Origin of the sequence: Tolypothrix sp. VBCCA 56010 (genome assembly GCF_050875635.1) — a bacterium.
Lineage (GTDB): Bacteria > Cyanobacteriota > Cyanobacteriia > Cyanobacteriales > Nostocaceae > Hassallia.
Genome location: NZ_JBPAOH010000046.1, coordinates 20885 through 47697, shown reverse-complemented (window position 1 = coordinate 47697; position 26813 = coordinate 20885). Strand labels below are relative to the sequence as shown.

The window sequence follows — 26813 nt, the reverse complement described above, 5'->3', positions numbered from 1 at the left end:
ACATTCTGCGATCGCTCGATAAAGATGTTGTCATTTCCCTGACTTGTTGGGATTACTTGAAAGATGCCTTATTTGTGGCGCAATTTTAACCAAATGGTATAAGTTACGGCTATCAATCAACATCGATTTAATTTCCTTTGGTATTTTCTAGCGACAAGAAGCAATATCCCTAGGCATTGGGATACTTTTTGTCAGTTTTTTGGTATTTAATAATACAAACTATTTATGACTAGAAGTCATAGCTCTCAAGATGCATTTCTATTTAGAAATACTTTCAAAAATATACATATCTCCAGAAAAAACTTAGATATTTAGGTGGATGCTCTACTGTATAAATGCTGATGTTTATCAAGTTTATAAGTTAATTTCATCATCTTATATATAGAAATAAAAAAAATAGCCTCACTATTGTGAAGATATCTCAAAGTTTCATCTCTCCGCAGTATGAATTTGTATCGAATGCGGATCGATCAAGATGAGACAAAAAAATCCCCCACCAAATGGCGGGGGATTTTAATTATCTACCTACAACACAAAAGGAAAGCGATTATTAACCAAACTTACCAGCAGTAGAGGCAATGAGGAAGGCTGCATAAGTTAGGACATAGCCAACTGTGAAGTGAGCTAGACCAATTACACGACCTTGAACGATGGACAAAGCAACGGGCTTGTCTTTCCAGCGAACTAGGTTCGCCAAAGGAGTGCGCTCGTGTGCCCAAACCAAAGTTTCAATCAACTCTTGCCAGTAACCTCTCCAAGAGATGAGGAACATGAAACCGGTAGCCCAAACTAAGTGTCCGAACAGGAACATCCAAGCCCAGACAGACAGGTTATTCATGCCGTAGGGGTTGTATCCGTTAATTAACTGAGCGGAGTTAGCCCATAGATAATCACGGAACCAGCCCATCAGGTACGTAGAAGACTCATTAAACTGAGCGACGTTGCCCTGCCAGATACCTAAATGTTTCCAGTGCCAGTAGAACGTCACCCAACCAACGGTGTTCAATGACCAGAACAGAGCGAGGTAGAACGAATCCCAACCAGAGATATCGCAAGTACCGCCACGACCTGGACCGTCGCAAGGGAAGGCATAGCCGAAGTCCTTTTTATCGGGCATCAGCTTAGAACCACGGGCATCCAAAGCACCTTTGACCAGAATCAGAACGGTGGTGTGGATAGCCAGTGCGAAGGCGTGGTGTACTAAGAAGTCACCAGGACCGATGGTTAAGAATAGGGAGTTGGTGCTGTTGTTAACTGCATCCAGCCATCCTGGTAACCAGACGTTACCGTAGTTAGGCCAAGCGGTGAAGGCAACGCTATCCGGGTTAGATAGCAAGGTGTTTAAGCCGTAAAGCACTTTCCCGTGAGAAGCCTGGATGAACTGGGCAAACACCGGTTCAATCAAGATTTGTTTCTCAGGAGTTCCAAAAGCTACTACTACGTCGTTGTGTACGTACAAGCTTAAGGTGTGGAAGCCTAGGAAGAGAGACACCCAGCTTAGGTGAGAAATAATCGCTTCTTTGTGCTTCAGCACGCGATCAAGTACGTTGCCCTTGTTTTGTTCGGGGTCGTAGTCACGTACCCAGAAGATGGCGGCATGGGCAAAAGCGCCAGTCATCAAGAATACAGCAATATACTGGTGGTGCGTGTACAGCGCTGCCTGTGTTGTGTAGTCCTTAGCGATAAAAGCGTAAGGAGGCATAGCGTACATGTGCTGCGCTACCAAGGAGGTGATGGTTCCTAATGCAGCCAGGTGTATAGACAACTGGAAGTGCAAAGAGTTGTTATAGGTGTCGTACAGTCCTTGGTGAGGCAGGTTGAACTGACCTTCAGTTTCGACACCAAAGAAGTTTTTGGCGTTCAGCATTTCTTTGATGCTGTGACCAATACCGAAGTTAGTGCGGTACTGGTGACCGGCGATGATGAAGATGACAGCGATCGCCAAGTGGTGGTGAGCCATATCGGTCAACCACAGCGATTCTGTCTGAGGATGGAAACCACCCAAGAAAGTCAGAATCGCAGTTCCTGCACCTTGAGATGTACCAAACACATGCTGTGCCGTGTCAGGGTCAGCAGCATAAGCAGCCCAGTTACCTGTAAAGAAAGGTGTTAAACCTTGTGGGTGCGGCAGGGTGGATAAAAAGTTATCCCAACCGACGTGCTGTCCGCGAGATTCGGGGATAGCAACGTGAACCAAGTGACCTGTCCAAGCCAAAGAACTGACACCAAACAAACCAGCTAAGTGGTGGTTTAGGCGAGGTTCAGCACTCTTGAACCAAGAGAGGCTAGGACGGAACTTGGGCTGCAAGTGCAACCAACCTGCAAACAGAAATACTGCTGACAGTAGCAGGAGGAACACTGAACCCATATATAGGTCATTGTTCGTCCGCATCCCGATAGTGTACCACCAGTGGTAAACACCGGAATAAGCTATGTTAACTGGATTGCTAGCACCACCTTGGGTGAAAGCTTCGATTGCTGGTTTACCGAAGTGAGGGTCCCAAATCGCATGAGCGATCGGGCGGATATGAATGGGATCTTTGATCCACTCTTGGAAGTTACCTTGCCAGGCTACGTGAAATAAAAGGCTCGAAGCCCATAGGAAAATGATTGCCACATGACCGAAGTGTGTAGCGAAAATCCTTTGGTAAAGATTTTCTTCTGTCATGCCATCGTGGCTTTCAAAATCATTTCCCATAGCCATCGCATACCAGATCCGACGTGTAGTCGGGTCTTGTGCGAGATCCTGGCTAAATTTTGGAAATTTTGTTGCCATAGGTGTGATAAATCCTCTGACCTTTAGCCATCAGCTATCGGCGAAATTTTAGATTTTAGATTTTGCGAAAAGTTGCGTGCGGTGAGTCCAGCACTGCGGGAGGGTTTCCCTCCGCAGGTGACTGGCGAACCCGGAGGGGGGTTCCCCCCCGTTGAGCAAACTTTTCAAGACGGATTTTGGATTGAATCTAAAATCCAAAATCCAAAATTCTGCCAATTTCTAGCCTAGTGTAAGTATGTGTGCGTGGAAGAATGCCCAGGTGGTAACAATTCCTCCTAAGAGATAGTGAGCCACCCCAACAGCACGACCTTGAATGATGCTCAAAGCGCGAGGCTGAATTGATGGTGCTACCTTCAATTTATTATGCGCCCAAACGATGGACTCAATCAGTTCTTGCCAGTAGCCGCGACCGCTGAACAAGAACATCAAGCTGAATGCCCAAACAAAGTGACCGCCTAAGAAAAGTAGACCATAAGCTGACAGCGCACTGCCGTAAGAGTTGATCACTTGTACAGCTTGTGCCCACAAGAAATCACGCAACCAGCCGTTGATTGTGATGGCACTTTCGGCGAAGTTACCACCAGTGAGGTGAGACACAACACCATCGCTGTCTACCGTACCCCAGACATCTGATTGCATTTTCCAACTAAAGTGGAAAATCGCAATCGAAATGGTGTTGTACATCCAGAATAAACCGAGGAATACGTGATCCCAACCGGATACCTGACAGGTACCACCACGACCTGGACCATCGCAAGGAAAGCGGAAGCCGAGGTTTGCTTTGTCTGGAATCAGACGAGAACCGCGAGCAAACAAAAATCCTTTTAACAGAATCAGGACTGTGACATGAATTTGGAATGCGTGAATGTGGTGGATCATGAAGTCCGCCGTACCCAACGCGATTGGCATCATTGCCACTTTACCGCCTACAGCCAAAATTCCGCCACCGAAAGCATAGCTTACAGGTTCTAGAGCATTGGGAGCGGTACCGCCAGGTGCTAATGTGTGTATGTTTTGTACCCACTGAGCAAATACTGGCTGTAATTGAATTGCTGTATCTGAGAACATGTCTTGGGGACGACCCAAAGCACGCATCGTGTCATTGTGGACGTACAATCCAAAGCTGTGGAAGCCGAGGAACATACAAACCCAGTTGAGGTGAGAGATGATTGCATCTCGGTGACGAAGCACCCGATCCAAAACGTTGTTTCGGTTCACTACAGGATCGTAATCCCGCACCATAAATATAGTAGCGTGAGCCGCACCGCCTACGATACAGAAGGCTCCAATCCACATGTGGTGGGTGAAGATACACAACTGTGTAGCGTAGTCGGTTGCCAAGTACGGATACGGAGGCATCGCGTACATGTGGTGTGCCACGATGATTGTTAGGGAACCTAGCATTGCCAGGTTAGTTCCTAACTGAGCGTGCCACGATGTGGTCATGTTTTCGTAGAGACCTCTGTGACCATCGCCTGTGAAGGGACCTTTATGGTTTTCGAGGATCTCTCTCATGCTGTGACCGATACCCCAGTTGGTGCGGTATTGGTGACCGGCAATGAGGAAGACGACAGCGATCGCTAAATGGTGATGAGCAATATCAGTCATCCACAAGCCGCCAGTTACCGGGTTCAGACCGCCTTTGAAGGTCAAGAAGTCCGCATACTGACCCCAATTCAATGTCCAAAATGGTGTCAAACCATTCGCAAAGCTGGGGAACAACTCGATCAATAAGTCTTTGTTCAGGATGAACTCGTGGGGCAAAGGTACGTCTTTAATCGAGACGCCTGCATCCAAAAGCTTATTAATCGGCGAAGATACGTGGATGATGTGACCTGCCCATCCCAAAGAACCGCAACCTAGCAATACTGCTAAGTGGTGATTCAGCATCGACTCGACATTCTGGAACCATTCCAGTTTGGGAGCGCGCTTGTGGTAATGGAACCAGCCAGCAAACAGCATTAACGCTGCCATCACTAAGCCGCCAATGGCAGTGCAGTATAGCTGGAAGGAGTTTGTAATACCCCAGCCACGCCAAATTTGAAACAAGCCTGAGGTGATTTGGATACCGTGGAAGCCACCACCGACATCACCATTCAAAATATCTTGTCCCACAATGGGCCAAACGACCTGAGCACTTGGCTTAATGTTCAAGGGGTCGCCTAACCAGGCTTCGTAGTTGGAAAACTTCGCGCCGTGGAATATCATCCCGCTCAACCAGATGAACACTACGGCTAGGTGCCCGAAGTGTGCTGCAAATATTTTGCGGGATATGTCTTCTAAATCGCTGGTATGTGTATCAAAGTCGTGGGCGAGCGCATGTAGGTTCCAAATCCAGGTGGTGGTTTTTGGACCTCTAGCAAGGTTTCTATCGAAGTGACCTGGGGTCGCCCACCTTTCAAATGAGGTGGGAACTGGGTCTTTATCGACTATTACTCTTGCTTTTTTCTCCTCTCGCTCTGGAGGACTTATCGTCATTCAGACCCTCCTCTCTTAACAAGGATGTGAGGAATCATTTAAACCACTTGTTGTCTTTTTGGCTAAGTTGTGCTTAGTCCGATGCTCCAGAAGTATCCCAAAGCAGCGGTGAAGACCTCATGTGGAGATTGCTTTCTGTTGAATTATAAAGTCTTATCTCCCCCTTTGTTGAACACAAGTTAACAATAATTAAAAATCCCTGGAGTAATTGTGGAATCTGCTTTTTCCCGGAAAACAACTTGTCCAAAAGTCAATAGCTTCTTCATATAATTTACAAACGATAACAATTTGTAAAATTTCTCCACTAACCAGACGTAGTAAGCATTTTCGCTCTGTTCGGCTTTTATTTGTATATGTTGGTCTTTGAGATCGCGGCTACTACCATATTCTGTGAAAATTGCTATTAATAAATATTTGTGATAAATATGGCTAATTCTGAGAAAGAACTGATAAAGATCCGAGTAAAATTAGACTTTTTTGCCAAAAACATCAGATTTGCAGAAAATTTCACCTTTTGGGCTATGGTTCCGAATCATGGTTTGCGCCAAAATCAGTTGTTGAAGACTAAAACTAGGTGGAACTCATGAAGTGGCGGACAACAGCAATAGCGAAAATTCAACCTAGGATCGCTATCCTCAGGCGACTAATCATATTATTACTGGTGTTGAGTATTACTAGTTGTGGCGAGAAAGCCAAGAGCCAAGAAGTGTCTGTTGGATACAAAGAAAAGCCGCAACCGATTTCTCGGCAATTCTCTGAAGTTTCCCCACCAGCGGTAATTCAAGAACTGCGATCGCCCTTAGATATTTATCAACCGCAAGTAACAATACTTACTCCCCAAGCTGATGAAGTTCTGCAAGACGACAAAGTTACAGTCCGCTTGCAAGTTAAGGATTTACCAATATTTAAAGACCCAAAATTTGATCTAGGATCGCATTTACACGTAATTCTTGATAATCAACCATACATATCTGTTTACGACCTAAATCAACCGCTGGTTTTACCAGACTTGTCCCCAGGTACGCATACTTTGCGCGTCTTTGCTTCTCGTCCTTGGGATGAAAGCTTTAAAAATGAAGGTGCTTATGCCCAAACAACATTTCACATTTTCACGAAAAGCGACGATAACAATCCGGATGCGGCACTACCCCTGATAACCTACAACCGTCCTCAAGGCATCTACGGGGCAGAACCAATTCTACTAGACTTTTATTTAACTAATGCGCCTTTGCACCTAGTCGCTAAAGACAATCCCAACAATCAAATTGCTGATTGGCGCATTCGTTGCACAATTAATGGTGAAAGTTTTGTTCTCGATCGCTGGCAGTCAATTTATCTCAAAGGCTTTAAACCTGGTAAAAACTGGGTAAAGCTGGAATTTCTCGATGATAAGGGAAATGTTGTGAAAAATGTCTTCAACAGCACAATCAGGCTGATTACCTACGAACCAAAGGGTAAAGACACTCTTTCTCAAATCGTTAGAGGCGAACTTTCAGCAGACCAAGTTCGCTCAATTGTAGACCCCAATTATACTGCTAAACCGACAACGCCTGAACCAATACCCGCACCAACAGTTGAAACAACACCGGATAAAGTAGAGGAACCTGTTACTAAATCTGAATCTCCGGAATCAAGCCAGCCAAAACAAGTTGAACCTCAACCAAAGCAAACGCCAACCCCTGAACCAACGATACCAGAACAATCTCCGCAAACTGATAAACCCAAATTTGGCGGCTTTTTCAATCGTCGCGGATCTAAGCTTCCCACTCCGCAACCACCTGTGACGCCATCTCCAAGTGTACCGCCGACACTACCTGAGATTATCGAGTCTCCGACACCAGAACCGCAATTAGAAGAAACGCCAACACCGGAATTAATTGAACCTCAACCAGAGGAAACGCCAAAATCAACGATACCGGAACAATCCACGCAAACTGATAAACCAAGATTTGGCGGATTTTTCAATCGTCGTAAGTTTTCCAATGCTTCAAAAGAACCTCAATTAGAGGAAACAGAAACCCCGGAATCAACGATACCCGAACAATCCGCGCAACAAAGTGCAAAATGGAGGTTTGGCGGCTTTTTCAATCGTCGTAAGTTTCCCAATGCTTCTCCATCTGAGAGTGTGTCTCCGACACTACCAGAGATTATCGATTCAAAACCAGAACCTCAATTAGAGGAAACGCCAACGCCAGAATCAACGACTTTACCAGAAAAAATCGCTCCCAATCCGGAAGAACCGGAATTAAAGCGATATTTCAACCCGCGTCAGTTTCCGGATGCTTCTCCTTCTCCAAATTTGCCGCTAAATCAGCCGGAAGATAAGGGGTAAAGGGTATTTGTGAATTTGATTAGCCCTCAGGCTGGAAGCCTGGGGCTATACGAGCAAAGCCCGCCTACGCGGGCTATAAAAGCTGCACCGTGCGCCAATATCGGGTAAAAGTGAAAACACGCCATAGGTAAAGCTCTAATCTTTGCTTGTAGTTGGTGGTAAAGCGCTGAAGCGCTTACTACAGTAGACTTAAGTGTAGATTTTCAGATAATGCTTCAATAAAGGCAAGTCCGGCTACAGAATTACCGACGCTATCTAAGGCGGGACTGTATGTAGCGATCGCTCCCTGTTTTGGTACTATCGTTAAAAGCGCACCGCTAATTCCTGATTTCATCGGTAATCCTATCCGGATGCTATATTTGCTAGATGCTTCATACAATCCACAAGTTAACATCAAGGCATTGACACAGCGACGATTTTGTGGTAAACTAATCTCGCTAAAAGATAATATTTTTCCCAGACAGGCTAAGTCTTCAACTGTGCCAGAAAGACAGCAAATTTGCTCGTAAGTGTCTATGGCTGTTTGAACATCATCTATATATCCAGCTTCGGCAAGATATTGAGCGATCGCTTGATTGGTTTGAGAATTAACTGAACGAACTGAAGCTAACATCTCTTCATCCAGCTTGAAGTTGGATTCGGCTAATTGATTCAGCCATTGACATAAATTTTGCGTGCGATCGCTTGGATTTTTTCCTGGTAATTTATCAGCAAGAGTAATTGCACCACTGTTAATCATCGGGTTGCGTGGGAAGGAGCGATCGCTAACCAGTTGCGTGAGAGAATTGAAGGGCGCATCCGATGGCTGAACCCCAACCCACTGAAAAACCGTTTCCAATCCCAGATGTTCTAGCAAATATAACAGCGAAAACGGCTTAATCGCGCTCATCAGCGGAAAAACACAGTTTGTATCGCCTGTACTGTAAGCTTGTCCTGATTTACAACAAATGTGAACTGCAAAGCAATGAGGATCGACAACAGCCAATTTAGGAATGCGGTTAGCAATTTGTCCTTGATAAGCTTGGCTTTTGGCTTGTTGTACCCAGACAGATAAATCAGCGGTAGTTAGTGTTTCGAGTTTTTTCAAGAATTATATCAGATTTGTAATGGGGAATAGGGCAATGGGCATGGGGCATGGGGAATAAGGAATGGGGAAACAAGGAGACAAGGAGGACAATTTCTTTCTATTACCTATTCCCAATGCTGTTCGGACGGCAGGTGCATGGCTGCCGGGAAACCCCCATATAGCGCACTGCCTCCCCAATGCCCTTCGGACGGCAGGTGCAGATAAGCGCTCTTAACCCGCGCAACGCACTGCCTCTCCAATACCCATTGTTCATTGCCCAATGCCCATTGCCCAATGCCCGATTACCAATTACCAATAAAAATATTTTATGAACCTCCGTGTAAGAGCGCCAGAATTTCCGCAAAATTTTCCTTGGCTGAATACTGACAAACCGTTATCTATTAAACAGCTTAAAGGCAGAGTTGTAATTTTAGACTTTTGGACATATTGTTGCATCAATTGTCTGCACATCTTACCAGACTTGAAATATCTCGAACAGAAATATCAAGATAGTCTTACCATTATCGGCGTGCATTCAGCCAAGTTTGACAACGAAAAAGAAACCGAAAACATTCGTCAAGCCATTTTACGTTACGACATCGAACATCCAGTTATAGTTGACAGCGGCTTTCGGATTTGGTCAGAATATACAGTGCGTGCTTGGCCCACGTTGATTGTAATCGATCCAGAAGGTTACGCGATCGCCTCTATATCTGGTGAAGGCAAGCGCGATGTTTTAGATCAATTAATTGCAAAACTTATTTCCCAACACCGCGACAAAAAAACTATTAATTTTCAAGAACTTAGCTTGACTTTAGAAAAACAGCGCCAACCGTTAATTACACCACTGGCTTTTCCCGGTAAAGTCTTAGCGACAAACGCGGCTTTGTTTATCGCTGATTCTGGACATCATCGAATTGTCATGAGTAACGAAGATGGAGAAATCCTGCATTTAATCGGTACAGGAAAACCCGGTTTAACTGATGGTTCATTTCAGCAAGCGCAATTTTTTGCACCTCAAGGAATGGCATTTGATGCAAAAAATCAACTTCTTTACGTTGCCGATACAGAAAATCATAGCTTGCGGCGCGTTGATTTGCAGCGTCAAATAGTAGAAACCATAGCCGGAACAGGCAAACAAAGCCGTAATATTCATCCTCACGGTGGTGTTGCAAAAGAAACAGCCTTGAATTCACCTTGGGACTTGGTGAAAGTCGGGAATATCATATATATAGCGATCGCAGGTTCTCACCAAATTTGGGAAATGAATCTGCAAACCGACAATGTTAAGACTTATGCAGGCATTGGTGCAGAAGCTTGTATAGATGGTATACTCAGCGAATCAGCATTTGCTCAACCCAGCGGCATCACCACCGACGGGCAAGAATTATATATCGCCGACAGTGAAGTTAGCACAATTCGCGGCGTAAAATTAATAGAACCGCAACAAGTGCGAACAATTTGCGGAAGTGGAGATTTATTCGGTTTTGGTGACGTTGATGGACAGAGTTTTAATGTTCGGTTGCAGCATTGCTTAGGGATAGAATATGCCGATAATTATCTCTGGGTAGCCGACACTTACAACCACAAAATTAAATTAGTTAGCCCCAGCACCGGAAATTGTCAAACCATATTGGGTAATACCGCTGGATTCCAAAATGGACAAGGTAAACACAGCCGCTTTTGCGAACCTTCAGGCTTGAGCGTTCTAGATTCTCGCTTATATGTAGCTGATACAAATAATCATGCCATTCGCTGCGTCGATTTAAACACCTTTGAAGTAACAACAATCCAATTTATCGGATTGTGTGCGCCAGATGTGTGTGTTCCGTTTAATATATGATTGTCTCACGCAAAGGCGCAGAGGCGCAAAGAAAGAATTTAAAGAATTATGACTGATGTTGCCGTAATTGGTGCTGGGATGGCAGGTTTAGTTTGCGCCCAGCAATTAAGTCAAGCTGGATACTCAGTATTGGTGCTGGAAAAGTCCCGTGGTTTGGGGGGACGAGTTGCTACACGGCGTTTACATAATACTTGTGCGGATCATGGTGTGTGTTATTTGAAGCCGAAAGATGAATTGCTGAAGCGTTTTGTTGAGTTGTTGAGCCGCCATCATATTCTAGAAGTATGGACAAACGAGCCAGAGCCAAATTATATTGCACCTCAGGGAATGAGTGCGATCGCTAAGTTTCTCGCTCAAAATTTAGAAATTTCCCTGAATCAACGTGTCGCAGCTATTACCCCAATCGATAATAAATGGCGTCTCACCTTTGAATCCAGCGATGAAGAGTTAACCGCTGCATCAGTAGTTGTCGCTATTCCCGCACCTCAAGCTTTCACCCTATTAGCACCTTTAGGCGATTTCGTCAATAAAGCTTTTTTAGATAACTTACGTTCTATAGAATTTTACCCCAGCCTTGCTGTTATGGCTGGGTATCCCGCCGACTCGCAGCCACTTCCAGAGTGGAAAGCTTTAAGTTTTGTTGACAATCCTGATTTAGCGTGGATTGGTTTAGATAGCAGCAAGCGTCACAATTCGCAGCAACCGCTTTTTGTTATCCAAAGTAGCGCTGATTTCGCCCAACGTTATTTAGAATCTCTCGATTTACACTTAGCCGCACAGCAAATGTTGCAAAGCGCAAGTCAGATTGTGCAACTTTCTTGGCTGGCTACTCCCGAATGGATGCAAGTACATCGCTGGCGTTATGCTTTTCCTCGCAATCCTTGGGACAAAGCTTTTTTATCTGCGGAAAGTTTTTTACCTTTGGTGTGCTGTGGTGATTGGTGTGGTGGCAACCTTGTTGAAGGTGCGATGCTTTCAGGATTAGCCGCTGCTGAGGAAATTAACAATCAGATGAGAAATGTACCTTTAAGCGGCTTAAATTTTTTATAATTTCTTAATTAATCATTTAATCTCTGGCTCAATTAATTTGCAATGATAGTAAGTTGCTAGGCTTGTACCTTACATAATTCATTCGCAATAAATTTTCAGTGCTTCTGATTGCATCATCGACAGAAGCGCATATTTGGGTTTTGCAATTTCAAAATGCTAAGAAATGTAAATTACAAAAAAAGTGGAAACTCATTCAATCTTTTTTTATAATTAATATTTTTTGTTAGTTGCTGGAATTGATCCCTATAAGTTTATGATGCATTTTGTGTAGTTTTGAGGCAAATATTTATAAATTTGAAATAATTGGCATTATCGGTATAAAGGACTTACACTTAATAAGTGTAGTCAGCATTGTTTTCAAGTTTCTCCTGTGAAGTACAAACTTGAACTTAGATAAACGCAGTAAGTTTTCTAAGACTGTAACTGAAGAAAAAATTAGTTTTAGGGTTTTAGCATCTAACACTCAAATTTATTCTAACTTCATTGTTACGGTGGCATTTGCATTGATAAATTTTCTCTGATTGACAAATTATTAGCTGGATCAAAAGGAACTAAAACGTTATGCAAACAGTAGTGAAATTAACACCGCAATCAGTTTTAGGAGAAATTGAAAGCGTTTTGGATACTTATCCATACAATCCTTATCAACAAGCTTTTGCTATTGCTGATTTGCGCCAAGAGTTAATTTGCTTTGTTCTAAGTCGCATTCCTTGCCTTTACAGTGCAAGTGATGATAAATCGCTTCCTGACTACCAGCTAGACCAAGAGTGCTTGTTAAACTTTAAGTTACCTCGCAGTCCTTTAGAACAAACATTATACTTGCAAAATTTAATTCATCAAGGCATTTCTTCAATCATGAAAGAAAAATCAGATTGGATTAGCGATCGCCTTGAAACAATCCAAGTAGATTCTCAACCATCATACTGGTTTGGTTGAATCAAATTAATAGTAAAGACGTTCCGGTGGAACGTCTCTACCTTTTATTTTTTACCTTTTAAGGGGTCGTGTCCCCAATTCATTAAAGAATAACGCCAGTGTGTATCCTCAACATCACCTTCAGGCTGCTGTGCTGAGTGACGATGTACATAACTGACGACTTTTTTCATGTGCGATAAATCATCGTCTGTGTAGTCATCTTTTTTCTTGTGCAATAATTCAACGATGCGTTTACCGGATTTATGTCCGATTGACTCATCATCATCTTTTTTTTGCCCTACAGATTGAGATTCCTCTGTTTTCAGCCAAGATTCAAGTTCCTTTGCTGTCATATTCACACAAGCGTGAAACTCGTCGATCGCTGATTTGACATCTTTACTCATAACGCTGCATTACTCCTCAATTTTCTCAAGAGAACCAGGTTTGTGTGCTGCTTCTTTGCCAGTTTTATCGCTTTTGACCAAATACTCAGGATTATCTTTTGAGGCAGCGACGTGATGTCCTTTAATCTCTGTGGATGAGGTGAGTTTCTTTTCCACCTCGCCGGTGGTTTCACCTTGGGAAGTTTTCCACTTAACCTTGTCACCTTTTTTCAATTCGTCACTCACGGGTTTTTTCTTTTGAACGTTTTATACCCGTTAATTATGTTCGCGCTATCAGAAAAATTAATCAGTCGCTTGACAGAAATTGCATTCGCAAATCTGACCTCTCTCCAAGGAGGAGAGAGGCTTTGATTTTCTCCCCTTCCCTCCTAGGGAAGGGGTTGGGGGTTAGGTCTGTTATTCAACTGCTGCAATAGGAATGCACTTACACTAATCGCAGGCTATAAATCAATCCAGTTGAAATATCCACAAATATCAACCTGTCGGCGCGTGATGCTAGATGTAAGTTGTGGTAAGCTAGGCGTTCGCACTTGCCTATCGATTAAAGAGGAACCTGAAAAGCCGTATTCAAACGTATAACTTAAATGTTGCGCTATTAGATATACGAACTATTATTAAGTTTGGCGAAAAGTGTGAATTTGCTGCTTTGAGTAAATTTATCAAAGCGGTTGACCGTAACGAAATTATGAGATAGTGGATATGATTCAAGTTGGTTCGTTGGTGCGATCGCGCAATAACAATTTAGGAATAGGTAAAGTTACTCAAATATCCGAGCAATCGGTAGTTGTAGAATATTTTTGCTCGTTAGGAAAGCAAATTTCAAACACGTTACCTTTAATTTCGCTGTCTAAAGTCAGAATTCAGCGTCAAACTCGCTGTTATATCAAATTAGACAATGAAGATAGATGGGGAATCGGCAGAATTTTCACTTGGGATGAAGACAACGATTTATATCAAGTTGATTTACCAGATAAAAAGACGGTATTAGTAACTGAGCAAGAAGTTTACGTGCGTTGCGATTTACCGATTGAAGACCCAATTGATATTTTAGCAATGAAGGGTCAAGAAACGCCGTACTTCCACGAAAGACGACTTGCTTTAGTTAATTGTTTGATGTCGCAACGCGCTGTCAGTCGGGGAATGACAGGCTTAATTTCTGCCAACATTAAGCTTTATCCTCACCAAGTTGAAGTTATCCGCAGAGTCCTAGAAGACCCAATTCAACGCTATTTATTAGCAGATGATGAGGGATTGGGAAAAACGATTGAAGCCGGTGCTATTCTTCGCCAATATTTGTTAGATGAACCGCAGGGGACAGCTTTAGTAGTAGTACCGCAATATTTACTTGAACAATGGCATCAAGAGTTAGAAAATAAATTTTATATCTCGCATTTTCCTGATAGAGTGAAAGTGGTAGCGGTGGAAGATGTGCAGAAAATTAACCGCAACGCAGATATAAATTTTGTCATTTTCGATGAAGCTGAGAAAATCGCGGCAATGGCGTATTCATTTGATGCATCACAACGCCAGCGTTTTGCGGTATACAAACACATAGCTCATAAATGCGATCGCCTGCTTTTACTTACTGCTACTCCACTATTAAACCACGAGCGCGATTATCTGGCGATGCTACATCTGTTAGAGCCTGACATCTATCGGATGGATGATTTAGCTTCATTTCGCGCTAAAGTGCAAAACCGGGCTGCAATTGGTCAAATTTTACTTTCTTTGGAAGATGCAGATTCTGTTGTGCGGAAAGACAACTTAAGTCAACTCCAAAAGCTTTTTCCCAAAGATGCTTATTTACTCAATTTAGCAGACAAATTAGAAACACAAACAGCCAGCGACCAAGATAAACTTGTTAGAGAAATTCGCACCCACATCAGCGACACGCATCGACTTCATAGACGAATTCTCCGCAATCGTCCTGCTTCGGTAGAAGATGTAATTTGGGAGAGAAATATTTCACCCAAAGCCGAGTATGATTTAGATGAGCGTTCAATAGACATTCACGAATCAATTGAAAAGTGGCGTAGCCTTGCTCCCAACGAAAAAGAGTATCAGCGGATATTTCTGCTTTTATTTCTCGCTTCTGGTACTTGGTTGGGTCTTTTAGAACAGGTTATCACGGCACGGTTAAAAAAGGTAGCTCGCAAAGAGTTAATTCAAGACTTTGATGATGAAAGCATTTCCATGCTTACCGATACTCCGAAATTTGCCGGGGAAGAAGAGATATTAGAGTCTTTGCTGAAAATAATTCGACAACCGTCAGAAGATGGCGATCGCATCGAATTACTTAAAACAGTATTACTCTACCACCTCAGCGAACGCTTTAACCTACAATCTTATCGGTCAAATCTCAGCAAATTACTCGAACAAGTACAGCGACGACTTACAAGACCAATACCGGGTGATACACTGCCAAAAATTGTTGTATTTACCAGCTTTCCCCAAGTTGGGGCAGAAATCGTCCGTTGTTTGAGAAGCAGTTTTGGTAAAACCACTGTCGCTACTCATCAAATCGGACAAAACGCTGAAGTTGAAAAGAATCTTAAACAATTCAAAAACGATTCAAAGTGTTTTATTCTGGTTTGTGATTCTGCTGGCGAAGAAGGTCGTAGTTTACAATTTGCCGACTGGATAATTCATTTTGACATTCCTTGGTCGCCAAATCGCCTGGAAAAAAGAATTAGTCGGATAGACAGCATCTACACTACCCAGAAAATTGAGTTAACAGTATTTGCAGGTGCAGATTTAGAAGATAGTCCCCACGATGCTTGGTATCGTTTGTTAAAAGAAGGTTTGGCAGTCTTCCAGCAATCAATTACCAGTCTTCAGTTTTATGTAGATAAAAAATTGCCGCAACTCGAAGCAAAGCTGTTTGAAACTGGTGCAAATGGGTTAATAGAAAGTATAGAACAAATCCAAGATGAAATCGCCGCCGAAAAAGTTAAAGTAAATGAACAAAACGTTTTAGACGAGATTGATATTCTCGATGAAGATGCTATCCAGTATTTTACAGCATTAGATAATTATGATGCTCAATATCAACAAATACAGCGATGTGTAGAGGGATGGATTTGTGATGCTTTAGAATTTAAGCAAGTTTATAAAACCGATTTCTCTGGAGTACAGCGCTATCAACCAACAATGCGTACCTTGGTTCCAGTAGATGAATTGAGAACTTACTTCAACACTTTTGCAGAAACATTTGGTACTTTTAACCGTAAATTAGCAAATGAAAATTCTGATATCAATCTCTATAGAATTGGTGAAGAATTTATTGAATCATTAGCATCGTACATTAACTGGGATGATAGAGGTCAAGCTTTTGCACTATGGCGATTTGATAAATCTTGGGATAACAGTCAAGGTAAGGAATGGTTTGGTTTTAGATTCAATTATATAATTGAAGCCAATTTAACTTACCTCAAAGACGACACCAAATATCAGATTCTCAAGCGACGCGCTGATGGCTTATTTCCGCCAAAAATCGAGTCGATTTTCGTTGATGTTGAGCGTATGTCTTTAGTGCAAGATGAGGAACTATTAACTATTTTGCAGCGTCCTTATAAAGGTAAAGGCAGCACTCAACATCGTGATTATAACTTAGCAAAAAGTCGATTATCAATAATTGATAACTTTGTTGAAGCTAATAAATGGCAAGATTTTTGTTATCAAGCACGTCAAACTTCTTTGGAATTACTCCAGCAACGTCCTGATTTTGTTGAATTGTGCGAAAAACAGGCGACAATTGCTGAACATAAATTAAGTAAGCGCGTTGAACAATTACAACTGCGACTTAATCAACTTGTTGAGAACAAAGAAAGGTCTAATTCGGAACTAGAAGAAGAAATTGAGACAGAAACCGACTTAATACAACTAATTATAGAAGGAATTCGCCATCCTTCTATTCGTCTTGATTCTGTTGGTTTTATTGTCGTTTCTGGGTGTCCTCCAACTCAAGTTGAGGAAGAAAGCGATAATTCGTAAATTCGTAGTGAGGAATGCGCGTTCGTTGTGCGAGAACCCCGGTTTCTTTGAGAAACCGGGGTTCTGGGTTTAAAAAAATTGTAGGGTGTGTTACGGCTTCCGTAACGCACCACTAGCTAGCTTTTACTTTTTTAGTATCTGCTGCTGCTGGGTTTGTGAACAATAAAGCTGAGAACTTGACACTGCTTGATGTTGTCAAAACCAACTACACGAATAAAGCAGTTGTTGTATTGAGAACGGCAGCTTTGAACTTCGTTCAACACTTCTTGAGTAGATCTAGCGTTAAATAAAGGCAACTTCCACAGTGTCCAAAAGAATGTTGTTGGCTCGGAAGTTTCGTTAAACTCGACTGCGGGAATGTAACCTTGCTCTAAGATGTACTGCACTTGCTTGGCGATTTGAGCGTCAGACAGAGGAGGCAGATAAGAAAGGGTTTCGTAACGACGCTCTTTTGGTAAGGTCTGCATAGTTGGTAATAAAGGATGGCTTTGACTACAAAGGTGTTGGTTGTTAGTCGGTAATGGGCATTGGGCATTGGGCATTGGGCATTGGGCATTAGGCTTTTCCCTTTTCCCTTTTCCCCTCTTCAAATTCCGACTATCGACTAACTTGATGAATTATCCAAATTTGGATCTGAAGCTGCTTGTTCTGATTCTGGGCTGGGTGTTGACATATTTAATTGCGTAATTCGCTCTAAATGCTGGCGACGGTGTTCTGTATTTGCTTGGCTGATGCCGATACGAATCATTTCCGGTAAGAAGTCGGTGACTTCGTTGGCGATATGTTCCCTGACGGTCATGATCCGCAAAGCCAAATCTGGCTTTTCTTGAAACAGACTTTGAATGTATGCTTCTCCATCCTGAATTTTGTCGGCGGAAAAGTTGTGCAGCCAAAACGCCAAGGGAGGATTCGTTTCGCCAAGTTGAGTTAGCACCGTCCGCACTGCTTGATAAGTTAGGTAACTAGAGAGCGTCTTAACTGTATCCTTTGCAATTTGTTTTAAATCCATGCTTGACCCAGCCCAAAAGAGTTATGAGTTATGAGTTATCAGGAGCGGAGTTATGAATTAATTTAACTCCTCACTCCTAACTTCTAACTCTTAACTTAAAATCAGACGGTATCCATTGCCTCGAACTCGAACTTGATTTCTTTCCACAGTTCGCAAGCAGCAGCCAGTTCAGGAGACCACTTACAAGCTTCGCGGATAACGTCGTTACCTTCGCGAGCTAAGTTGCGTCCTTCGTTACGTGCTTGGATACAAGCTTCAAGAGCGACGCGGTTGGCGGTTGCGCCAGGAGCGTTACCCCAAGGGTGTCCGAGAGTACCACCACCGAATTGTAGTACGGAGTCGTCACCGAAGATTTCTACTAGTGCGGGCATGTGCCATACGTGGATACCACCGGAAGCAACTGCCATTACACCAGGCATGGAAGCCCAATCTTGGGTGAAGTAAATACCGCGTGACTTGTCTTGCTCAACGTAGTTTTCACGCAGCAAGTCAACGAAGCCCATTGTAATGCCGCGTTCACCTTCTAACTTACCAACAACGGTGCCGGTGTGGATGTGATCGCCACCAGACATCCGCAAGCACTTAGCTAATACGCGGAAGTGGATACCGTGGTTTCTTTGACGGTCGATAACGGCGTGCATTGCGCGGTGGATGTGCAGTAACAAACCGTTGTCACGACACCAACGAGCTAAGGTGGTGTTGGCGGTGAACCCTGCGGTGAGGTAGTCATGCATGACGATGGGCATTTTGAGTTCTTTAGCATACTCAGCCCGCTTTAACATTTCTTCGCAGGTGGGAGCGGTGACGTTCAGGTAGTGACCTTTGATTTCACCGGTTTCGGCTTGTGCTTTGTGGATGGCTTCAGCTACGAATGTAAAGCGATCGCGCCATCTTTGGAATGGTGCTGAGTTGATGTTTTCGTCGTCTTTGGTGAAGTCCAAACCGCCGCGCAAACATTCATAAACCGCACGTCCGTAGTTCTTCGCCGACAAACCCAACTTGGGCTTAATCGTACAACCCAACAACGGACGACCGTATTTGTTTAATTTGTCACGTTCAACTTGAATTCCGTGAGGAGGACCTTGGAAAGTCTTCAAATAAGCAACCGGAATCCGCAAATCTTCCAAACGCAATGCACGCAATGCTTTGAAACCAAATACGTTACCTACAATCGAGGTCAACATGTTGGTTACAGAGCCTTCCTCAAACAAGTCTAGAGGATAAGCAACATAAGCGATGTACTGATTGTCTTCGCCGGGAACTGGTTCGATGTCGTAGCAACGACCTTTGTAGCGGTCAAGGTCGGTTAACAAGTCAGTCCATACTGTTGTCCAAGTACCAGTGGAAGACTCAGCAGCTACTGCTGCACCAGCTTCTTCCGGAGGAACTCCAGGTTGTGGAGTCATCCGGAATGCTGCTAAAAGGTCTGTATCTTTAGGTGTGTAGTCTGGGGTGTAATAAGTTAATCTGTAATCTTTTACCCCAGCCTGATAACCTGATTTCGACTGAGTCCTCGTTTGCGCGTAAGACATACTTTATCCTTCCAACAAGTCAATCTTTTTTAGAAGCAAATTACGTACTGTGCAATTTACCCTCACCCCGCTTTTTCCCCCCAACAAGCAGGAGGAATCAGGAAGTTTTTTCTTAAGGGTTGCTTTTAACAATGGGTAGCGCTTTTTTGATTCACACTTAGTTTAGTTAGTAATCTTCCTCACCAGTGCTTTTCGTGAATACAAACGCAAGATGCGTGTATATTCCATCGTCCCACGATTGTAAATTCTTTATCTGTTCTTCGCACTCTACTAAATATAGCTTAACTAGGCGATCGCGCTTCTTTGTAAATTCACTGGTAAAGCAAGGCTTGTATAGATTACCGCCTTTTTTACCCGTTTTTGAGCAACAGACAACGATAAATTAACACAGCTGATTTAGCAGAGTCCTCAACGAAAGACAAAAATTGCACACCACGTAATTTGTATCTTGTTCCACAATATATCAATAATTCGATAAGTTATTCTTCTAATCTTCTTAACTCTTTTATTTAAATTTGTTATTTAATGTCAGAACTTAACATTTTATTAAGATGTATTTACAAACTATCAGTCATAATAGTACCGCCTTATCAAAAAAACCTGCTTTAGAAGCATCTGGGCTAATACCCAGGCAAAGTTACTCGGTTTCTAGGAAAATAACCTTGTTTAGCAACCAAATACTGACATAGAAACCAAGTTTCTAGGAAAGGCGTGCGTAAGTCCTCTGAGCTAAGATTGTAAAGTTTTCTTGATTGCTGAGAAGCGAGAGTGTTAATTCCTCAACTACAAACTGAGCGTTTAATTTTACGCGCATTTATCGAATCATACCTTGACGCTTACGCCAAAATGTGCAACGACAACAGAAAACTTTATCAGTAAAATACGTTTTAATTCGTAGTGAGCAGTTTACCGCTCATATCCTCGGCTTTCAGGGATAGAGCCGCTTAAGTAGGTCGGCGTAAATAATTATTGTTGGGATAAGGCAGGGAGCTTTCTTGCAGGGGGAGAAAGAGTTTTAGCCTCATTTACTTTTCTTCACACAGTTTGGTTTTACTGTTTAAAAAACACAAACTACGGGAACACTGTAATTAACCCGCAACCTTTGCAGACAAAGGCTATGGGAGATGTTTCCCAAGGAAGTTTAACAGTGGTATTGTTTTGCGATCGCATTAGTTTATTAATTACTTCTACTCTGCTGGGGTTGGCAATCTCAACAACGATTCCAGCCAATGCTGAAAAAAATAGTAGTTCTCCCCCACAAACAACCCCTGACGTAGATTCATCAGAGTTGACTCCCTCTTACCCAGCTTCACCACCACCACCCCGAAAAGACCCTTTACCCGACGACAGGGATCTGCAAGAACGTTTAAAACAAACTGATTATCGTGTGAGTAACTTGCTGGGGGATGTTACAGGTAATCTTTGGGTAGGTTCTTGGCGGGGATTGTCGCACATTGACCCGAACACCGGTAAGATTTTAGGTAGAGTTAGTTTACCAAATGTCGCGATCGGTGCTTTAGCTCAAGACAAAGTAGGACGCTTGTGGGTGGGAAATTACGAAGGCTTGCAGCGAGTAGACCCGCGTACAAATGAAATCACAGCACAGAATTTATTCTTGCCTTCTAAACGAGTTTTATCGCTGTTGATTGACAAACGTGGTTATTTGTGGACGGGAACTGATAACGGTGTAGCCTTAATTAGCCCAGACCAAGGTTTAATTATGACAACAGTTAAAGAACTTCCTGGAGTTAGCGCTAACGCTTTAACTTTAGATGCTGATGGTCAACTTTGGGTAGGGACGCTTGATGGAGTAGTGCGGGTAAATACCGCAAATGCTTATGTCATGAAGTGGATCAATAATTTACCGGGAACGACAGTCCAAGCTTTAGCAATTAGTCCAGAAGGATTAATTTGGGCAGGAATGCCAAATAATTTGCTGGTTATTAATCCGAAAACTGGTGCAGTGCTGCGGTCAGTTACTCGGTTGCGCGGACGTAACGTCACAGCAGTACGCTTTGCTAAAGATGGTAGTGTTTGGGTCGGAACTAACGATGGTTTGTTAAGATTAAATCCACATACAGGAGCTGTATTAGACGAAGTTGCCGGTCTTCCTTCTAGTCGCGTGTTTGCCCTTGCACCTGACATCGGTAATAAACTATGGATCGGTACTAGTGAAGGTTTAGCTTGGTTAATGCCAAAAATGCCACAGGCAAAAACTCATCTGGCTTTTAGTCGCGCTGTTAAATAAGGGTTAGTGGGTAGTTGATAGTTGATGGTGGGTATTTGATAGTGGGTAGTTGATAATTCTTAACCGTAAACTCACAACTCACAACTCACAACTAACCACTAACTATTCACAACTAACCACTCACAACTAACAACTAACCACTAATCAATCCAAAATCCAAAATCTAAAATCCAAAATCGAAAATGCCAGTCACCACTCAACAATTAATTCAATGGAAACAACAAAAGCGTTCAATTGTGGCTTTGACTGCTTGGGATTATGCGATCGCACAAATCCTTGATGCTGCTGGTGTAGATTTAATTTTGGTGGGTGACTCTATGGCGGTGGTGTTGGGGTATGAAACAACACTACCTATCACTTTGTCTGAAATGCTCTACCACGCAAAAGCTGTGCGGCGTGGGGTAAAACGCGCTTTGGTGGTGGTAGATTTACCATTTTTGACGTATCAAGAAAGTATTCAGCAAGCGATGCATTCAGCCGGTAGGGTGTTGAAAGAGACGGGAGCGCAAGCGATAAAATTAGAAGGTGGCTATCCGGCAATGATTGAAACGATCGCTCGTTTGGTGCAAGCGGGAATTCCGGTGATGGGTCATGTGGGATTGACACCACAATCGATACATCAAATCGGTTTGCGACAACAGGGAAAGACGCAAGAAGATAGTGAGAGAATTTTAAATGAAGCGATCGCACTCGAACAAGCGGGTGTGTTTGCGATCGTCTTAGAGCATATAAGCGCAGATTTAGCAATGCAGATTACACAAAAGTTGAGCATTCCCACAATTGGTATTGGTGCGGGAGTGCATTGTGATGGACAAGTGTTAGTTACTTCTGATGTCTTGGGACTTTCAGAAAAACAACCGCCATTTGCTAAAGTTTATACAAATCTGCGGGAAACGATTAACAAAGCTGTGCAGGAATTTAGTGTTGAAGTGCGAGAAAAGAAGTTTCCATAAGGAGAGGAAAGCATTTCAGTTTTGCGGATGCGGATATTGTAAGATTACAAAAAGCGCCAACATACAGCAGATTGCAACTTGGTGAGGTACAGATTATTGTAAGGGCACAACAATGTTGTGCCCCTACCTGTGTACCTCATTTACCTGAAAAACGCTGTATTCAGCGTGAAAACTGACAGCATCTTTTATCGGCTATTTCAAGAATTTCCTAGCATCTTCTTTGAACTTATTGGCAATCCTCCCGAAGCAGCAAGTTCTTATCAATTTGCTTCAGTTGAAATAAAACAAACAGCTTTTAGAATTGATGGTGTGTTTCTTCCCACCCAAGAAGATAATCCAATTTATTTTGTTGAAGTTCAATTCCAATCTGATACAGAACTTTACTCGCGTCTGTTGTCGGAAATATCTTTATACCTACGCCAAAATAAACCCAGAAGCACTTGGCGCGGAGTAGTTATTTATCCTACCAGAAGGATAGATACATCTGATACCAAAGATTGCCATGAATTCTTTACCAGTCAGCGCATCAGCCGAATTTATTTGGATGAATTAGGTGAAGCTGCATCACTACCAATTGGTATTGCTACTATTAAGTTAGTAGTTGAAGATGAAGATACAGCAATTATCACTGCTAGAGAATTAATCAACCGAACCAAGCAAGCGGAAAATTTACAACTGCAACAGCAGTTACTAGAATTTATAGAGACAATCTTGGTTTATAAGTTTCCGAAAATGAGTCGAAAGGAGATAGAAGCAATGTTTGGGTTAAGTGAGTTGAAGCAAACGCGAGTTTATCAAGAAGGTAAAGAAGAAGGTAGTTTAGAGGCAAAATTGAAAGCTATACCTAGACTGTTAGCATTAGGCTTAACAGTCGAACAAATAGCACAAGCGTTGGATTTGGATGTTGCACAAGTCCAGGAAGTAGGACAGCAGACACCTCCAAATCAATGAAGTGATTGTAATAGAGACGATTTTGGTTTATAAGTTTCCGAAAATCAGTCGAGAGGAGATAGAAGCAATGTTTGGGTTAAGTGAGTTGAAGCAAACGCGAGTTTATCAAGAAGGTAAAGAAGAAGGTGAACAAAAAGGTCGTGTAGATGCAAAATTGAAAGCTATACCCAGACTGTTAGCATTAGGCTTAACTGTGGAACAAATAGCACAAGCGCTGGATTTGGATGTTGCACAAGTCCAGGAAGTAGGACAGCAGACACCTCCAAATCAATGAAGTGATTGTAATAGAGACGATTTTGGTTTATAAGTTTCCGAAAATCAGTCGAGAGGAGATAGAAGCAATGTTTGGGTTAAGTGAGCTGAAGCAAACGCGAGTTTATCAAGAAGGTCGTTTAGAGGCAAAATTAGAAGCTATACCCAGACTGTTAGCATTAGGCTTAACTGTGGAACAAATAGCACAAGCGCTGGATTTGGATGTTGCACAAGTCCAGGAAGCAGCACAGCAGACACCTCCAAATCAATGAAGTGATTGTAAATGAAGGGGAAAGTGCGATCGCCTGCGAAAATACATACATCATCGGTATTTTCAGTAAAACAGAATAGCTTAAGATTGGCGATCGCAATTCCAAATAACTCGTTCACGAGTATCAAAGACTCTCTGACGAGTATCAAAGACTGATTCACGAGTATCAGAGACTGATTCACGAGTATCAAAGACTGATTCACGAGTATCAAAGACTCTCTGACGAGTATCAAAGACTCTCTGACGAGTATCAAAGACTGATTCACGAGTATCAAAGACTCTCTGACGAGTATCAAAGACTGATTCACGAGTATCAAAGACTGATTCACGAGTATCAAAGACTGATTCACGAGTATCAAAGACTGATTCACGAGTATCAAAGACTCTTTAATGAGGTTCAGATACTCGTTAACGAGTATTAATTCATCAAGAACCTGATGCAGCTTTGGTAGTTCTACTTCTGATAGCTTTGAAGCGTTCACCCAACTGTTCGGCAATAGTTTTTAAGCCTGGAGTCTTTTTTGCAGCAGTCTTTACATAGTCATAAACAGTCAAACTGCTGGTCATAGCATCACTACCGACTGCTAATAGGGTATCATCTACTTGTTCGGTGAGTTGCCGCATTGAGGTTAAAAGTTCGGTGAGTGTGCTGACTAATTGATAATCTCGCACCAATTCCTCAACGTCAAAACTTGCGGGGAGAATGTCGCGGTTAGACTGAGCAGCGGCAACGCTATTATTAACAAAAGCTAGGCTTTTATCACCCATTTTAAATAACTTGCGCCGTTCTTCGGTAGTTAGGGTAATCAAAAAGGGCAGCTTTTTTTGGACTGTCTGTAGTGCTGCTTTGATTTCTTGGATATCTTGTGGGGAAATGCTGGCATTGACATTTTGATAAGCCATCGTATAATTACCTTGATGAGAGTATTGCTGTAGTAGCAATGTTTACTACGTTTATGATTCCCACAAAGTCATGCGATCGCACATTTTATTTAAATTTTTACACCCAGGTCTGATTATCAGCATTAAATCACGGTTGCGTGTTTTATTCTTCGGTCTGCTTAATCATCCGTCGCAGCGCTGATTCTGATGGATATATACCAACTTCCATCAATGCTTGCCGTTCGAGAATGCGATCGCCATTGTTAAAATCAAAGATACGTACAGTTACTTCGCCAATATCTGTTAAAGGCTCAATTACAGCTTCATTTAAGCGGAAATGTTCTCCCCAAAAGTCTCGACGTGGGTTGAAAAAGCGCACGAGTTCACCAGTCTGCCAATTAATAGAGCCTAAATCGCTGCCTTTTTGCAGATTACAATAGATACAGGCATAGGAACTAATTATCTGCGGTAGTCGAACCACTGAGTTTTACGCTAATGATGTGGTCAACTTGATAAGTTGAAGACCTATAAGCTTCAGGAATGAGGCAATACTCGCACAAATAATGAGCGTGATCGCTAACTAAGCGGCGAAGTTCTAAACTAATATAAGGTCGGGGCACTTCTTATATTTACTCGGCAGTGATGTATTTGTGAGCGCGTGCTTTTGCCAAAATCATTATATGCTCTAAGGTCAGGAAATGGTCTAATTCTTTTTTTTCTTCTGGTGTCAATTCTCCTGTTTTATGCGCGTAAACCAAATCTTCTAAACGCTCCTGCGCTGCATGTGATAGTTTAAAATCTATAACACTTTGGGGTCTAGTTCCCGCAGCAATAAAGTCAATAATTTCGTCGTAGACTTTGGTTGTATTTATAGATGTGGTCATAATCCCTCTTTCATCGAATCAATATTTATGCTACTTTAAATGTCTTTGCTAAGTTTGCGGTTCTGGTAGAGATGTACCGTCTTCTAACGATGACGAAATCAGCATTTCTAAAACTTCTTGAGCATTCTTAACTGCCTCTTCGTAAGTATCTCCGTGAGTATGACAAAATTCTCCCCATTCAGGAAGGCTGACAACATAACAGTTATCTTCGCAACTACCATTGAATAATAATAGTGTAGTGAGAATTCATTCTTGTTCTTCCTCTTGAGCCTTTTTAATTTCTTTTAGCTTTTGAAGTGCATTATTAACGTCTTTTTCCTGGTGATATCAAGTCCGGATAATTAGTTATGATTCCTACAGTCGTTGCACCCCACTCCTTAATCCCCTCCCCGCTTGCTTTGAGGGGAGACAAAGCTACGCTTTGACGGGGTGGGGTTCTTAACGAACTTGACTTGTCTGCACTTGAACCTTAAGAATCTTGCTTTCTTTCATTTGCCTGCTCAATGCGCTGCCTAATTGCTTCTTCTGCAATGCGAATATTTTCTTCAATTGGCGTACCGTCTTCAGTAAACATCGACGGATATATAATTGTTTCTGAGTCAGGAGTACGGCGACTAACTAACATATCTAAAGCTTCTAAATCTTCCCGATGGGCAAGTACATAGGCTCTTAGTTCTTTTGTGGACATTTGGGCAAAGTTAGGTTTCATTGATAAACTTCCACTCTCCACTAGGAAAAATCATGATTTGGATATTATCACCTGCCAGAATGAATATGTATCCTTTGAGTTCATTAAAACGGAATAGTTCGATGTTGCGATAACCATTAGACAGCATCTGGCAGACACGCACACAGGCTTGTGCTTGTTCGTTGGTTGGATTTATCGTCTCTTCCTCAATTGTGACATAGATAATAGTAAGCCTTAATTTTGCGGTTTCTACCAAGAGTGGTTGTGCTTAAGCGATAATAAATAC

General features: G+C 42.5%; 23 protein-coding genes and 3 pseudogenes. 11 read left to right on the top strand and 15 right to left on the bottom strand.

The features are described 5' to 3' along the window. Positions 1–550: 550 nt before the first annotated feature. Together psaB and psaA are read right to left on the bottom strand one after the other, a co-directional pair. A complete protein-coding gene (gene psaB / locus AABK37_RS17470) occupies positions 551–2776 on the bottom strand; it encodes a photosystem I core protein PsaB (RefSeq protein WP_432552821.1) in 2226 nt (741 codons plus the stop codon). A 219-nt stretch (positions 2777–2995) separates the two neighbouring features. Continuing rightward, complete coding sequence (gene psaA / locus AABK37_RS17465; RefSeq protein WP_432552820.1) at positions 2996–5254, bottom strand: photosystem I core protein PsaA; 2259 nt, start codon at positions 5252–5254, stop codon at positions 2996–2998. Positions 5255–5837: 583 nt separating this feature from the next. On the opposite strand from psaA, the gene AABK37_RS17460 reads away from it, so the two are divergent. Then, positions 5838–7586, top strand: coding sequence for a hypothetical protein (locus AABK37_RS17460; RefSeq protein ID WP_432552819.1), 1749 nt, complete (start codon positions 5838–5840; stop codon positions 7584–7586). Positions 7587–7764: 178 nt separating this feature from the next. On the opposite strand, the gene glsA is transcribed toward AABK37_RS17460, so the two are convergent. Next, on the bottom strand, positions 7765–8673 hold the full coding sequence (gene glsA, locus AABK37_RS17455; protein ID WP_432552818.1) for a glutaminase A: 909 nt from the start codon (positions 8671–8673) through the stop codon (positions 7765–7767). Between the two features lie 61 nt (positions 8674–8734). On the opposite strand from glsA, the gene AABK37_RS17450 reads away from it, so the two are divergent. The 4 genes from AABK37_RS17450 to AABK37_RS17435 all read left to right on the top strand — a co-directional run bounded on the left by AABK37_RS17450 (position 8735) and on the right by AABK37_RS17435 (position 12481). Further along, on the top strand, positions 8735–8887 hold the full coding sequence (locus tag AABK37_RS17450) for a hypothetical protein (RefSeq protein ID WP_432552817.1): 153 nt from the start codon (positions 8735–8737) through the stop codon (positions 8885–8887). Positions 8888–8980: 93 nt separating this feature from the next. Next, on the top strand, positions 8981–10495 hold the full coding sequence (locus AABK37_RS17445) for a thioredoxin-like domain-containing protein (protein ID WP_432552816.1): 1515 nt from the start codon (positions 8981–8983) through the stop codon (positions 10493–10495). 48 nt (positions 10496–10543) lie between these two features. Then, complete coding sequence (locus AABK37_RS17440; RefSeq protein ID WP_432552815.1) at positions 10544–11545, top strand: NAD(P)/FAD-dependent oxidoreductase; 1002 nt, start codon at positions 10544–10546, stop codon at positions 11543–11545. Positions 11546–12106: 561 nt separating this feature from the next. Then, the gene (locus AABK37_RS17435; protein ID WP_432552814.1) at positions 12107–12481 is read left to right on the top strand and encodes a hypothetical protein; all 375 of its coding nucleotides are present in this window, start codon (positions 12107–12109) and stop codon (positions 12479–12481) included. A 44-nt stretch (positions 12482–12525) separates the two neighbouring features. On the opposite strand, the gene AABK37_RS17430 is transcribed toward AABK37_RS17435, so the two are convergent. Continuing rightward, on the bottom strand, positions 12526–12864 hold the full coding sequence (locus AABK37_RS17430) for a DUF3140 domain-containing protein (protein ID WP_432552813.1): 339 nt from the start codon (positions 12862–12864) through the stop codon (positions 12526–12528). A gap of 9 nt (positions 12865–12873) precedes the next feature. Further along, a complete protein-coding gene (locus AABK37_RS17425; protein WP_263748178.1) occupies positions 12874–13089 on the bottom strand; it encodes a DUF2945 domain-containing protein in 216 nt (71 codons plus the stop codon). A 474-nt stretch (positions 13090–13563) separates the two neighbouring features. On the opposite strand from AABK37_RS17425, the gene dpdE reads away from it, so the two are divergent. Continuing rightward, on the top strand, positions 13564–16857 hold the full coding sequence (dpdE, locus tag AABK37_RS17420; RefSeq protein WP_432552812.1) for a protein DpdE: 3294 nt from the start codon (positions 13564–13566) through the stop codon (positions 16855–16857). 131 nt (positions 16858–16988) lie between these two features. Here the strand turns inward: dpdE and AABK37_RS17415 are convergent, their stop codons facing one another. The 3 genes from AABK37_RS17415 to AABK37_RS17405 form a co-directional block, all read right to left on the bottom strand. Further along, entirely contained in the window at positions 16989–17324 is a 336-nt protein-coding gene (locus AABK37_RS17415) for a ribulose bisphosphate carboxylase small subunit (RefSeq protein ID WP_432552823.1), read from the bottom strand. A gap of 137 nt (positions 17325–17461) precedes the next feature. Beyond that, on the bottom strand, positions 17462–17866 hold the full coding sequence (rcbX, locus tag AABK37_RS17410) for a RuBisCO chaperone RbcX (protein ID WP_432552811.1): 405 nt from the start codon (positions 17864–17866) through the stop codon (positions 17462–17464). Positions 17867–17967: 101 nt separating this feature from the next. Further along, positions 17968–19398: a form I ribulose bisphosphate carboxylase large subunit gene (locus tag AABK37_RS17405; RefSeq protein ID WP_432552810.1), complete on the bottom strand. Its 1431-nt coding sequence runs from the start codon at positions 19396–19398 to the stop codon at positions 17968–17970. Positions 19399–20515: 1117 nt separating this feature from the next. On the opposite strand from AABK37_RS17405, the gene AABK37_RS17400 reads away from it, so the two are divergent. From AABK37_RS17400 to AABK37_RS17380, 5 genes and pseudogenes are all read left to right on the top strand, one after another. Next, positions 20516–21646: a ligand-binding sensor domain-containing protein gene (locus AABK37_RS17400; protein ID WP_432552809.1), complete on the top strand. Its 1131-nt coding sequence runs from the start codon at positions 20516–20518 to the stop codon at positions 21644–21646. Positions 21647–21828: 182 nt separating this feature from the next. Beyond that, the gene (gene panB, locus AABK37_RS17395; protein WP_432552808.1) at positions 21829–22599 is read left to right on the top strand and encodes a 3-methyl-2-oxobutanoate hydroxymethyltransferase; all 771 of its coding nucleotides are present in this window, start codon (positions 21829–21831) and stop codon (positions 22597–22599) included. Positions 22600–22764: 165 nt separating this feature from the next. Continuing rightward, positions 22765–23550, top strand: coding sequence for an Rpn family recombination-promoting nuclease/putative transposase (locus AABK37_RS17390; protein ID WP_432552822.1), 786 nt, complete (start codon positions 22765–22767; stop codon positions 23548–23550). Positions 23551–23557: 7 nt separating this feature from the next. Next, a pseudogene (locus tag AABK37_RS17385) lies at positions 23558–23824 on the top strand (Rpn family recombination-promoting nuclease/putative transposase); the annotation flags it as partial. Between the two features lie 7 nt (positions 23825–23831). Continuing rightward, a pseudogene (locus tag AABK37_RS17380) lies at positions 23832–24074 on the top strand (DUF2887 domain-containing protein); the annotation flags it as partial. A gap of 425 nt (positions 24075–24499) precedes the next feature. On the opposite strand, the gene AABK37_RS17375 reads toward AABK37_RS17380, so the two are convergent. From AABK37_RS17375 to AABK37_RS17345, 7 genes and pseudogenes are all read right to left on the bottom strand, one after another. After that, positions 24500–24976, bottom strand: coding sequence for a hypothetical protein (locus AABK37_RS17375; RefSeq protein ID WP_432552807.1), 477 nt, complete (start codon positions 24974–24976; stop codon positions 24500–24502). 142 nt (positions 24977–25118) lie between these two features. Next, a complete protein-coding gene (locus AABK37_RS17370; RefSeq protein WP_432552806.1) occupies positions 25119–25436 on the bottom strand; it encodes a hypothetical protein in 318 nt (105 codons plus the stop codon). Then, positions 25411–25575, bottom strand: coding sequence for an HNH endonuclease (locus tag AABK37_RS17365; protein WP_432552805.1), 165 nt, complete (start codon positions 25573–25575; stop codon positions 25411–25413). The genes AABK37_RS17370 and AABK37_RS17365 overlap by 26 nt, the downstream gene beginning before the upstream one ends. A 9-nt stretch (positions 25576–25584) precedes the next feature. Further along, positions 25585–25839, bottom strand: a complete 255-nt coding sequence (locus AABK37_RS17360) for a hypothetical protein (RefSeq protein ID WP_432552804.1) — start codon at positions 25837–25839, stop codon at positions 25585–25587. A gap of 25 nt (positions 25840–25864) precedes the next feature. After that, positions 25865–26089: pseudogene (locus AABK37_RS17355) on the bottom strand (type II toxin-antitoxin system HicB family antitoxin). A 219-nt stretch (positions 26090–26308) separates the two neighbouring features. Further along, the gene (locus AABK37_RS17350; protein ID WP_432552803.1) at positions 26309–26548 is read right to left on the bottom strand and encodes a DUF6887 family protein; all 240 of its coding nucleotides are present in this window, start codon (positions 26546–26548) and stop codon (positions 26309–26311) included. Then, the gene (locus AABK37_RS17345) at positions 26538–26783 is read right to left on the bottom strand and encodes a DUF6888 family protein (protein WP_432552802.1); all 246 of its coding nucleotides are present in this window, start codon (positions 26781–26783) and stop codon (positions 26538–26540) included. Before AABK37_RS17345 ends, AABK37_RS17350 begins: the two co-directional genes overlap by 11 nt. Between the last annotated feature and the right edge of the window lie 30 nt (positions 26784–26813).

What these genes read in the sequence shown, in the direction of transcription:
- psaB (WP_432552821.1), bottom strand. Translation starts at nt 2,776, where the DNA reads ATGGCAACAAAATTTCCAAAATTTAGCCAGGATCTCGCACAAGACCCG.
- AABK37_RS17460 (WP_432552819.1), top strand. Translation starts at nt 5,838, where the DNA reads ATGAAGTGGCGGACAACAGCAATAGCGAAAATTCAACCTAGGATCGCT.
- panB (WP_432552808.1), top strand. Translation starts at nt 21,829, where the DNA reads ATGCCAGTCACCACTCAACAATTAATTCAATGGAAACAACAAAAGCGT.
- AABK37_RS17350 (WP_432552803.1), bottom strand. Translation starts at nt 26,548, where the DNA reads ATGAAACCTAACTTTGCCCAAATGTCCACAAAAGAACTAAGAGCCTAT.
- AABK37_RS17400 (WP_432552809.1), top strand. Translation starts at nt 20,516, where the DNA reads ATGGGAGATGTTTCCCAAGGAAGTTTAACAGTGGTATTGTTTTGCGAT.
- AABK37_RS17430 (WP_432552813.1), bottom strand. Translation starts at nt 12,864, where the DNA reads ATGAGTAAAGATGTCAAATCAGCGATCGACGAGTTTCACGCTTGTGTG.
- AABK37_RS17360 (WP_432552804.1), bottom strand. Translation starts at nt 25,839, where the DNA reads ATGACCACATCTATAAATACAACCAAAGTCTACGACGAAATTATTGAC.
- AABK37_RS17435 (WP_432552814.1), top strand. Translation starts at nt 12,107, where the DNA reads ATGCAAACAGTAGTGAAATTAACACCGCAATCAGTTTTAGGAGAAATT.
- AABK37_RS17415 (WP_432552823.1), bottom strand. Translation starts at nt 17,324, where the DNA reads ATGCAGACCTTACCAAAAGAGCGTCGTTACGAAACCCTTTCTTATCTG.
- rcbX (WP_432552811.1), bottom strand. Translation starts at nt 17,866, where the DNA reads ATGGATTTAAAACAAATTGCAAAGGATACAGTTAAGACGCTCTCTAGT.
- AABK37_RS17450 (WP_432552817.1), top strand. Translation starts at nt 8,735, where the DNA reads ATGGGGAAACAAGGAGACAAGGAGGACAATTTCTTTCTATTACCTATT.
- psaA (WP_432552820.1), bottom strand. Translation starts at nt 5,254, where the DNA reads ATGACGATAAGTCCTCCAGAGCGAGAGGAGAAAAAAGCAAGAGTAATA.
- AABK37_RS17375 (WP_432552807.1), bottom strand. Translation starts at nt 24,976, where the DNA reads ATGGCTTATCAAAATGTCAATGCCAGCATTTCCCCACAAGATATCCAA.
- AABK37_RS17405 (WP_432552810.1), bottom strand. Translation starts at nt 19,398, where the DNA reads ATGTCTTACGCGCAAACGAGGACTCAGTCGAAATCAGGTTATCAGGCT.
- AABK37_RS17440 (WP_432552815.1), top strand. Translation starts at nt 10,544, where the DNA reads ATGACTGATGTTGCCGTAATTGGTGCTGGGATGGCAGGTTTAGTTTGC.
- AABK37_RS17445 (WP_432552816.1), top strand. Translation starts at nt 8,981, where the DNA reads ATGAACCTCCGTGTAAGAGCGCCAGAATTTCCGCAAAATTTTCCTTGG.
- dpdE (WP_432552812.1), top strand. Translation starts at nt 13,564, where the DNA reads ATGATTCAAGTTGGTTCGTTGGTGCGATCGCGCAATAACAATTTAGGA.